Origin of the sequence: Pseudoxanthomonas koreensis, from assembly GCF_010093225.1 — a bacterium.
Classification (GTDB): domain Bacteria; phylum Pseudomonadota; class Gammaproteobacteria; order Xanthomonadales; family Xanthomonadaceae; genus Pseudoxanthomonas; species Pseudoxanthomonas koreensis.
The window spans coordinates 1-8,284 of the sequence record NZ_PDWM01000066.1 but is presented as its reverse complement, the minus strand read 5'-3'; the positions used below and the strand labels follow the sequence as shown (position 1 = coordinate 8,284).

The window sequence follows — 8,284 nt, the reverse complement described above, 5'->3', positions numbered from 1 at the left end:
CCACCGGGCCCGCCGCTGGAAGCCCGCCCCCGGCCACCCGCATACTGGGCCGGCCGCGCCACCGGAGCCCCGGCTTGCCCCACGCCCCGCTCATCGACCGCATCCAATCGATCCCCCGGCGCGAGCTGTACTTCTTCAGCCTGTACCGGGTACTCGAGGCGGGGATCATCGCCGGCCTGGTGTTCAGCCCGCTGTCGGAGCTGGTCGGGGAGGCCCGCGACCCTGCGCTGGGCCGGGGCGTGGCGATCGCCTACATGGTGGCCGCGCTGATCCTGCTGCTGTGGCGGTCCGAACGCCACCTGCCGATCCTGGTGTTCGGCGGCGCCTGCATCGACATCCTCGCCCTGACCCTGGCCACCCATGCCCTGCCCGGGGTCGCCGCGGGCATCGCGATGATGCTGCTGTTCAACGTCGCCGCCGCCGCGATGCTGCTGCCGCTGCGCTACGGCCTGACGGTGGCGGTGCTGGCCAGCCTGGCCCTGGGGCTGGAGTTCGTCTGGTCGGCCCTGTCCTCCGGCGCCGCGCCGCGCTCGTTGGCCGAGCTGTCGATGTTCATCACCAGCTACCTGGCCCTGGCCTGGCTGGGCTACCGGATCGGCCAGCGCGCCCGGTCCAGCGAGCAGTTGGCCGAGAAGCGCACCGCCGAAGTCGCCAACCTGGTGGAGATCAACGAGCTGATCATCCGCCGCATGCGCACCGGCGTGCTGGTGGTGGACGCCAACAACCGCATCACCCTGGCCAACGAGGCCGCCTCGCTGCTGCTCGGCGACGGCGGCAGCGACGCCCTGGCCGCCGGCCTGAACAGCATGGCGCCGGAACTGGCCCGGCGCCTGCAGCGCTGGCGCAACGGCTGGCAGGTGGACGATGCCCCGCTGCAACTGTTCCCCGACCAGCCCGAGGTGCAGCCGCGCTTCGCCCGGCTGCTGGCCGACAGCGACCTGACCCTGGTGTTCCTGGACGACACCACCGTGGTCTCGCGCCGCGCCGAATCGCTGACCCTGGCCACGCTGGGCCGCTTCTCGGCCAGCCTGGCCCACGAGATCCGCAACCCGCTGGCGGCGATCAACTACGCGGTGCAGCTGCTGGAGGAATCGCGCAACGTCGATGACGCCGACCGCCGCCTGCTGCAGATCATCCACCAGCAGTGCCTGCGCACCAACGGCATCGTCGAGAGCGTGCTCGGCCTGGCCCGGCGCGAGCGCGCCAACCCGGAGAACATCGACCTGGGCGCGTTCGTGCGCCGTTTCGTCGAGGACTACCGGCAGACCCTGTCGATCGAGACCGACAGCCTCGAGGCGATCGTGCCCGGCCAGCCGGTGCCGACGCTGGTAGACCCCCGGCACCTGCAGCAGATCCTCACCGCGCTGGTCCACAACGCGCTCAAGTACGGGCGGTTGATGGACGAGCCCTCGCGGGTGCGGCTGCGGGTGTTCCAGGACGGGCGCAACGCGCTGGTGGACGTGCTCGACCGCGGCCCGGGCATCCCGGAGGGCGTGGCCGCGCAGCTGTTCCGGCCGTTCTTCACCACCTCCGAGCACGGCACCGGCCTGGGCCTGTACATCGCCCGCGAGCTGTGCCGGGCCAACCAGGCCAGCCTGGAGTACGTGCCGGTGCCCGGTGGCGGGGCCTGCTTCCGGATCGCCCTGCCCGGGCCCAACGGCATGCTTGCCGGCTGAGCCGGGGCCGGTCCTGCCCGGGTCCTGCCTGCTTGGCCCCGATCCCCCGGTTCGGCTATCGTTCCCTCATGAGTCCGGCCCGCAGTGCACTGATCGTCGACGACGAGCGCGATATCCGCGAACTGCTGGTGCTCACGTTGGGGCGCATGGGCCTGCGCGTGGATACCGCGGCCAACCTGTCCGAGGCGCGCGAACTGCTCGCCCGCAATCCCTACGACCTGTGCTTCACCGACATGCGCCTGCCCGACGGCAGCGGCATCGAACTGGTCGGCGAGATCGCGCGCAACCACCCGCAGACCCCGGTGGCGATGATCACCGCCTTCGGCAGCATGGACCTGGCGGTGGAGGCGCTGAAGGCCGGCGCGTTCGACTTCGTCAGCAAACCGGTGGACATCAACGTGCTGCGCGGCCTGGTCCGCCACGCGCTGGAACTGAACAACGCCGAGCGGCCCAAGCCGCCGCCGCCGCCGCCGGAACAGGCCAGCCGCCTGCTCGGCGACTCGCCGGCGATGGATACCCTGCGCGCCACCATCGCCAAGGTCGCCCGCAGCCAGGCTCCGGTCTACATCCTCGGTGAGTCCGGCGTGGGCAAGGAACTGGTCGCCCGCACCATCCACGAGCAGGGTGCGCGCGGGGCCGGGCCGTTCGTCCCGGTCAACTGCGGCGCGATCCCGGCCGAGCTGATGGAAAGCGAATTCTTCGGCCACAAGAAGGGCAGCTTCACCGGCGCCCACGCCGACAAGCCGGGCCTGTTCCAGGCCGCCGGTGGCGGCACCCTGTTCCTGGACGAGGTCGCCGAGCTGCCGCTGCCGATGCAGGTCAAGCTGCTGCGCGCGATCCAGGAGAAATCGGTGCGCCCGGTGGGCGCGGCCAGCGAAGTGCCGGTGGACGTGCGCATCCTCTCGGCCACGCACAAGGACCTGGGCAACCTGGTCGCCGACGGCCGCTTCCGCCACGACCTGTACTACCGCATCAACGTGATCGAGCTGCGGGTACCGCCGCTGCGCGAGCGCACCGGCGACCTGCCGCAGCTGGCCGGCTCGATCCTGCAGCGCCTGTCCGCCGGCCAGGGCCGTGCCGCGCCGGAACTGACCGCCGCGGCGGTCGCCGCGCTGGCCGGCTACCCCTTCCCGGGCAACGTGCGCGAACTGGAGAACGTGCTCGAGCGCGCCCTGGCCCTGGCCGAGGGCGACAGCATCGACGAGGCCGACCTGCACCTGCCGCAAGCCGCCGCCGGGCGCGGCGGCGCGCCGGGCGCCGACCTCGCCGCCGCTCCCGTGCCGCCGCCGGCGCAGCAGGGAGAGGCGGTGATCGACCTGGACCCGGGCACCGGCGCCCTGCCCTCGTACATCGAGCAGCTCGAGCGCGCCGCGATCCAGAAGGCGCTGGAAGAGAACCGCTGGAACAAGACCCGCACCGCCGCGCAGCTGGGCATCACCTTCCGCGCCCTGCGCTACAAGCTGAAAAAGCTCGGCATGGACTGAAGCCCGGCTCCGTGTAGGAGCCCACTTCAGGGAGCGACCCGACGCACGCCCGGCAAGACCACGTTGATCGCGAACTCCGGGGACACCCGGTTGAACGCCGCTGCGTTCCGGCACCACCGGGTCGCCCCCTGAAGTGGGCTCCTACAGAGGGGCGGTGCGCCGGCGGGGTGCCGAAGGCGATAATGGCGCATGAGCACCAGCCACGCGCCGAAGAAGTCCCTGGGCCAGAACTTCCTGCACGAGCGCGCCTACATCGAGCGCATCGTCCAGGCCATCGATCCGCAGCCGGGCGACCGGCTGGTGGAGATCGGCCCGGGCCAGGGCGCGATCACCCTGCCGCTGCTGCGCCGCCATGGCGCGCTGACGGTGATCGAATTCGACCGCGACCTGGTCGGCCCGCTGGCGGCGATGGCCGAGGGCGTCGGCGAGCTGACCATCGTCCACCGCGACGTGCTGAAAGTGGACTTCACCGCGCTGGCCGCCGGCACGCCGTTCAAGCTGGCCGGCAACCTGCCCTACAACATTTCCTCGCCGATCCTGTTCCACGCGCTGGACCATGCCGCCGCGATCCGCGACATGGTGTTCATGCTGCAGAAGGAAGTGGTCGACCGGATGGGCGCGGCGCCCGGCAGCAAGGTCTACGGGCGGCTGAGCGTGATGCTGCAGGCGTACTGCCAGGTGCAGCCGCTGTTCGTGGTCCCGCCCGGCGCGTTCCGGCCGCCGCCGAAGGTGCACTCGGCGGTGGTGCGCCTGGTCCCGCGCGACCCGGCCACGGTCGGCATCGACGACCGCGCGCGCTTCGCCGACGTGGTCCGCGCCGCGTTCGGCCAGCGCCGCAAGACCCTGCGCAATGCGCTCAACGGTGTCTGCGATGCGGCACAGTTCGCCGCGGCCGGCGTAAGCGCCGATGCGCGCGCCGAGCAGATCGACGTCGCCGCCTTCATCCGCCTGGCGAACGCGAAGGGCGTCGCGCAGGACTGAAGCCCCCTCCCGCGCCGCCGCTCCCCCTTTGTAGGAGCCCACTTCAGGGGGCGACCCGAGGCCGTCCAGCAGCACCACGTTGATCGCGACACTCCGGGAACACCCGGTTGAACACCGCTGCGTTCCAGCGCCACCGGGTCGCCCCCTGAAGTGGGCTCCTACAGGGATCCGGCCGTTTCTTCGGCCATCACGCGCTTTTTGCTTAAACTGTCGGCATGCAGCAGGAATCCACGCCCTACGCGATCGAGGTGGAAGTCACTCCCCGCTTCCTCGCCGACCAGTCCGAGCCCGAGGCGGGACGCTACGTCTTCGCCTACACGATCCGCATCCACAACCGCGGCAGCGTGGCCGCGCGCCTGGTCTCCCGCCACTGGCACATCACCGACGGCAACGGCCGCACCGAGGAAGTGCACGGCGACGGCGTGGTCGGCGAACAGCCCTGGCTGGACCCGGGCGACGACTACGAATACACCTCCGGCGTGGTGCTGGAGACCGGCGACGGCGCGATGCAGGGACGCTACGACATGCTGGCTGCCGACGGCACCCGCTTCGACGCCCCGATCGCCCCGTTCCTGCTGACCGTGCCGCGGACCCTGCACTGAGGCCGCCGCGATGAGCATCTGGGCCATCGGCGACCTGCAGGGCTGCTATGACGCCACCCAGCGCCTGCTGGAGAAGATCCGCTTCGACCCGGCCGCCGACACCCTGTGGTTCTGCGGCGACCTGGTCAACCGCGGCGGCCAGTCGCTGGAAACCCTGCGCCTGGTCCATTCGCTGCGCGAACGCAGCATCGTGGTGCTGGGCAACCACGACCTGTCGCTGCTCGCCGTCGGCGAGCGCGCGCCGGCGGAGAAGCGCAAGGTCAACCCCGACCTGCAGCGCGTGGTCTTCGCCGAAGACAGCGCCGAACTGCTCGACTGGCTGCGCCGGCAGAAGCTGGTGCACGCCGACCGCCGGCTGGGCTGGATGATGGTCCACGCCGGCCTGGCCCCGCAGTGGACCACGCGCGACGCCGAGCAGTACGCCGCCGAAGTGGAACAGCAACTGCGCGGCGACGGCTACCGCGGCCTGCTGCGCAACATGTACGGCGACAAGCCGAACTGGTCGACCGGCCTGCGCGGCCACGACCGCTGGCGGGCGATCATCAACTGGTTCACCCGCGCCCGCTACTGCACCCCGCGCGGACGCATCGCGATCGAGGAGAAGGGCGCGCCCGGCACCCAGGCCGCCGGCCTGTACCCGTGGCACGAGGCACCCGGCCGCGTGGAGCGCGACCTGAAGATCGTCTGCGGCCACTGGTCGACCCTGGGCCTGACCCTCACCCAGGGCATCCACGCCATCGACACCGGCGCGGTGTGGGGCGGCAGGCTCACCGCCCTGCAGCTGGACAGCGAGGAACTGCGCGTACTGCAGGTGCCCGGCCGCGATGTCTCCGCGATCCCGCCGCACCTGCGCAAGGAGTGAGGCCGGACGCGGGCACGCCCCGCCTGCTACGGCTTCCTGTAGGAGCCGACTTCAGTCGGCGACACGGGAGTCGGAATCACGACGGCATCGCCGGCGTCGTCGTGTCGCCGACTGAAGTCAGCTCCTACAAAAGAACGGCGACACCGCGACGCGGCACGACGGGCGACGCCGGGGATTACTGTGGGGCACTTGGCCGCAGGTACTCGGCGAACTCGAAGGCGTGCGCGTGCTTCGCATCGGCCGGATGCGCCTCGCGCGACACCTCTCGCCATTGCGCCGGCTCCCACGCCGGGAAGAACGCATCGGCACCTTCCACCACGGTGTCGACATGGGTCAGGTGCAGCACGTCGGCCCGCGCCAGCGCCAGCGCGTAGACCTCGCCGCCGCCGATCACGCACAGCTCGACGGCACCTTCCGCCGCCGCCGCGGCGACCGCCTCGTCCAGCGATGCCACCGCACGCATCCCCTCGAACGGCACCACGCCACCGCGGGTCAGCACCAGATTCAGCCGCCCCGGCAGCGCACGACCCAGCGACTGCGCCGTCTTCCGGCCCATCAGCACCGGCTTACCCACGGTGAGCGCCTTGAAGCGCCGCAGATCGTCGGGCAGCCGCCACGGCAGCTCGTTGCCGCGGCCGATGGCGCGGTTGCGGTCCAGCGCCGCGACCAGCGAGATCCTCATCGCCGCGCGCACCCGGCGCTCAGACCGCCACCGGCGCCTTGATCGCCGGCGCCGGATCGTAGCCTTCGATGGCGATGTCTTCGTAGCGGAACGCGAACAGGTCGGTCACGCCCGGGTCCAGCCGCAGCCGCGGCAGCGCGCGCGGCGTGCGCGCCAGCTGCTCGCGCGCCTGCGCGTAGTGGTTCGAGTACAGGTGCGCATCGCCCAGCGTGTGCACGAAGTCGCCAACCTCCAGTCCGGTAACCTGCGCCACCATGTGGGTCAGCAGCGCATAGCTGGCGATATTGAACGGCACGCCGAGGAAGATGTCGCCGCTGCGCTGGTACAGCTGGCAGCTCAGCTTCCCGCCGGCAACGTAGAACTGGAACATCGTGTGGCACGGCATCAGTGCCATCTTCGGCAGGTCGGCCACGTTCCAGGCGCTGACGATCAGCCGGCGCGAATCCGGATTGCGCCGGATCTCGTCCACGACCCAGCGGATCTGGTCGATCTCGCTGCCATCGCTTCCGGTCCAGCGCCGCCACTGCTTGCCGTACACCGGGCCGAGCTCGCCGTCGGCGTCGGCCCATTCGTCCCAGATGCTGACCTTGTTGTCCCTGAGGTAGGCGATGTTGGTCTCGCCCTGCAGGAACCACAGCAGCTCGTGCACGATCGAGCGCAGGTGCAGCTTCTTGGTGGTGACCAGCGGGAAGCCCTGCGCCAGGTCGAAGCGCATCTGCCAGCCGAACACGCTGCGGGTGCCGGTGCCGGTGCGGTCGGCCTTCCCGGTGCCGTGTTCGAGCACGTGGCCCAGCAGGTCCAGGTACTGCTTCATTTGCCCGCCTCCCGTGCCGGCGTGGCCGGCTGCGGCTGCAGCACCGGCGCGGTGTGCGAGCGCCACAGCAGGAACAGGCCCAGCGCGACCAGCGGCAGGCTCAGCACCTGGCCCATGGTCAGCCAGCCGAAGGCCAGGTAGCCCAGTTGCGCGTCGGGCACGCGCACGAATTCGACGATGAAGCGGAACACGCCGTACAGCAGCGCGAACATGCCCGACACCGCGTAGCGCGGTCGCGGCCTGGCCGAGAACCACCACAGCACCGCGAACATCACCAGCCCCTCCAGCACCGCCTGGTACAGCTGCGAGGGATGGCGCGCGAAGGCGTCCAGCGCGCCGGCGTCGAACTGCGCCTTCAGCGCGGCCGGATCGAGCCCGCGATACGGCTCCGGCAGGCCACCGGGGAAGACCACGCCCCAGCCCGCCTCGGTGTACTTGCCCCAGAGCTCGCCGCCGATGTAATTGCCGAGCCGGCCGAAGCCCAGCCCCGGCGGCACCAGCGGCGCGATGAAGTCCATGGTGTCGAAGAAATGCAGCCGGTGCCGGCGCGACCACAGCCAGGCCGCGACCAGCACCCCGATCAGGCCGCCGTGGAAGCTCATGCCGCCATCCCACACCCGCACCAGCATCAGCGGGTCGCGCAGGAATTCGCCCATGGCGTAGAACAGCACGTAGCCCAGGCGCCCGCCCAGGATCACGCCGAGCATCGCGTAGAACAGCAGGTCGGCGAAGGCGTTCGCATCCACGCCGGGCAAGCGGCCCTGGCCGATCCGGCGCCGCCCCAGCCACCACGCGGCGAGGAAGCCGAGCAGGTACATCAGGCCGTACCAGTGCACCCGCAGCGGCCCCAGCGAGATGGCGATCGGGTCGATCTGGTGCAGGACGATCATTGCGCGGCCCCGGGAATGACCGCCCTATTGTGCCCGACCGCAACGCACCCTTTGTAGGAGCCCACTTCAGGGGGCGACCCGGTGGCGCCTGAACGCAGCGGCGCTCGACGCGGCCGCTCCGGAGGATTCGCGTCGAACGTAGCTGCGTTCAGGCGCCATCGGGTCGCCCCCTGAAGTGGGCTCCTACAGGGGATTCGCGTTGAACGTGGCTGCGCTCAGGCGCCACCGGGTCGCCCCCTGAAGTAGGCTCCTACAGGAGCGTGGGGCGGTCATTCCCGGGGCCGCGCAATGAT

General features: G+C 70.9%; 7 protein-coding genes and 1 pseudogene. 5 read left to right on the top strand and 3 right to left on the bottom strand.

The annotated features are described in order from the left end of the window. Window positions 1-74: 74 nt before the first annotated feature. From CSC64_RS13535 to CSC64_RS13515, 5 genes and pseudogenes are all read left to right on the top strand, one after another. Window positions 75-1,676: a sensor histidine kinase gene (locus CSC64_RS13535; RefSeq protein ID WP_162435858.1), complete on the top strand. Its 1,602-nt coding sequence runs from the start codon at window positions 75-77 to the stop codon at window positions 1,674-1,676. A gap of 77 nt (window positions 1,677-1,753) precedes the next feature. Then, a pseudogene (locus CSC64_RS13530) lies at window positions 1,754-3,160 on the top strand (sigma-54-dependent transcriptional regulator); the annotation flags it as partial. Window positions 3,161-3,349: 189 nt separating this feature from the next. Then, entirely contained in the window at window positions 3,350-4,141 is a 792-nt protein-coding gene (rsmA, locus tag CSC64_RS13525) for a 16S rRNA (adenine(1518)-N(6)/adenine(1519)-N(6))-dimethyltransferase RsmA (RefSeq protein WP_162435856.1), read from the top strand. Window positions 4,142-4,356: 215 nt separating this feature from the next. Continuing rightward, the gene (gene apaG / locus CSC64_RS13520; RefSeq protein WP_162435855.1) at window positions 4,357-4,743 is read left to right on the top strand and encodes a Co2+/Mg2+ efflux protein ApaG; all 387 of its coding nucleotides are present in this window, start codon (window positions 4,357-4,359) and stop codon (window positions 4,741-4,743) included. A 10-nt stretch (window positions 4,744-4,753) separates the two neighbouring features. Continuing rightward, on the top strand, window positions 4,754-5,605 hold the full coding sequence (locus CSC64_RS13515) for a symmetrical bis(5'-nucleosyl)-tetraphosphatase (protein ID WP_162435854.1): 852 nt from the start codon (window positions 4,754-4,756) through the stop codon (window positions 5,603-5,605). A 175-nt stretch (window positions 5,606-5,780) separates the two neighbouring features. On the opposite strand, the gene CSC64_RS13510 is transcribed toward CSC64_RS13515, so the two are convergent. The 3 genes from CSC64_RS13510 to lgt are packed head-to-tail and all read right to left on the bottom strand — an operon-like array spanning window position 5,781 to window position 7,991. Next, window positions 5,781-6,287 carry a dihydrofolate reductase gene (locus tag CSC64_RS13510; RefSeq protein ID WP_162435853.1) on the bottom strand — a complete coding sequence of 169 codons (507 nt, stop codon included), beginning with the start codon at window positions 6,285-6,287 and terminating at the stop codon, window positions 5,781-5,783. Window positions 6,288-6,306: 19 nt separating this feature from the next. Next, complete coding sequence (locus CSC64_RS13505; protein WP_162435852.1) at window positions 6,307-7,101, bottom strand: thymidylate synthase; 795 nt, start codon at window positions 7,099-7,101, stop codon at window positions 6,307-6,309. Continuing rightward, window positions 7,098-7,991 carry a prolipoprotein diacylglyceryl transferase gene (gene lgt, locus CSC64_RS13500; RefSeq protein WP_162435851.1) on the bottom strand — a complete coding sequence of 298 codons (894 nt, stop codon included), beginning with the start codon at window positions 7,989-7,991 and terminating at the stop codon, window positions 7,098-7,100. Before lgt ends, CSC64_RS13505 begins: the two co-directional genes overlap by 4 nt. Window positions 7,992-8,284 lie beyond the last annotated feature (293 nt).

Excerpts from the sequence above, each read along its gene's own strand:
- lgt (WP_162435851.1), bottom strand. The coding sequence starts at position 7,991 with ATGATCGTCCTGCACCAGATCGACCCGATCGCCATCTCGCTGGGGCCG.
- CSC64_RS13510 (WP_162435853.1), bottom strand. The coding sequence starts at position 6,287 with ATGAGGATCTCGCTGGTCGCGGCGCTGGACCGCAACCGCGCCATCGGC.
- apaG (WP_162435855.1), top strand. The coding sequence starts at position 4,357 with ATGCAGCAGGAATCCACGCCCTACGCGATCGAGGTGGAAGTCACTCCC.
- rsmA (WP_162435856.1), top strand. The coding sequence starts at position 3,350 with ATGAGCACCAGCCACGCGCCGAAGAAGTCCCTGGGCCAGAACTTCCTG.
- CSC64_RS13505 (WP_162435852.1), bottom strand. The coding sequence starts at position 7,101 with ATGAAGCAGTACCTGGACCTGCTGGGCCACGTGCTCGAACACGGCACC.
- CSC64_RS13515 (WP_162435854.1), top strand. The coding sequence starts at position 4,754 with ATGAGCATCTGGGCCATCGGCGACCTGCAGGGCTGCTATGACGCCACC.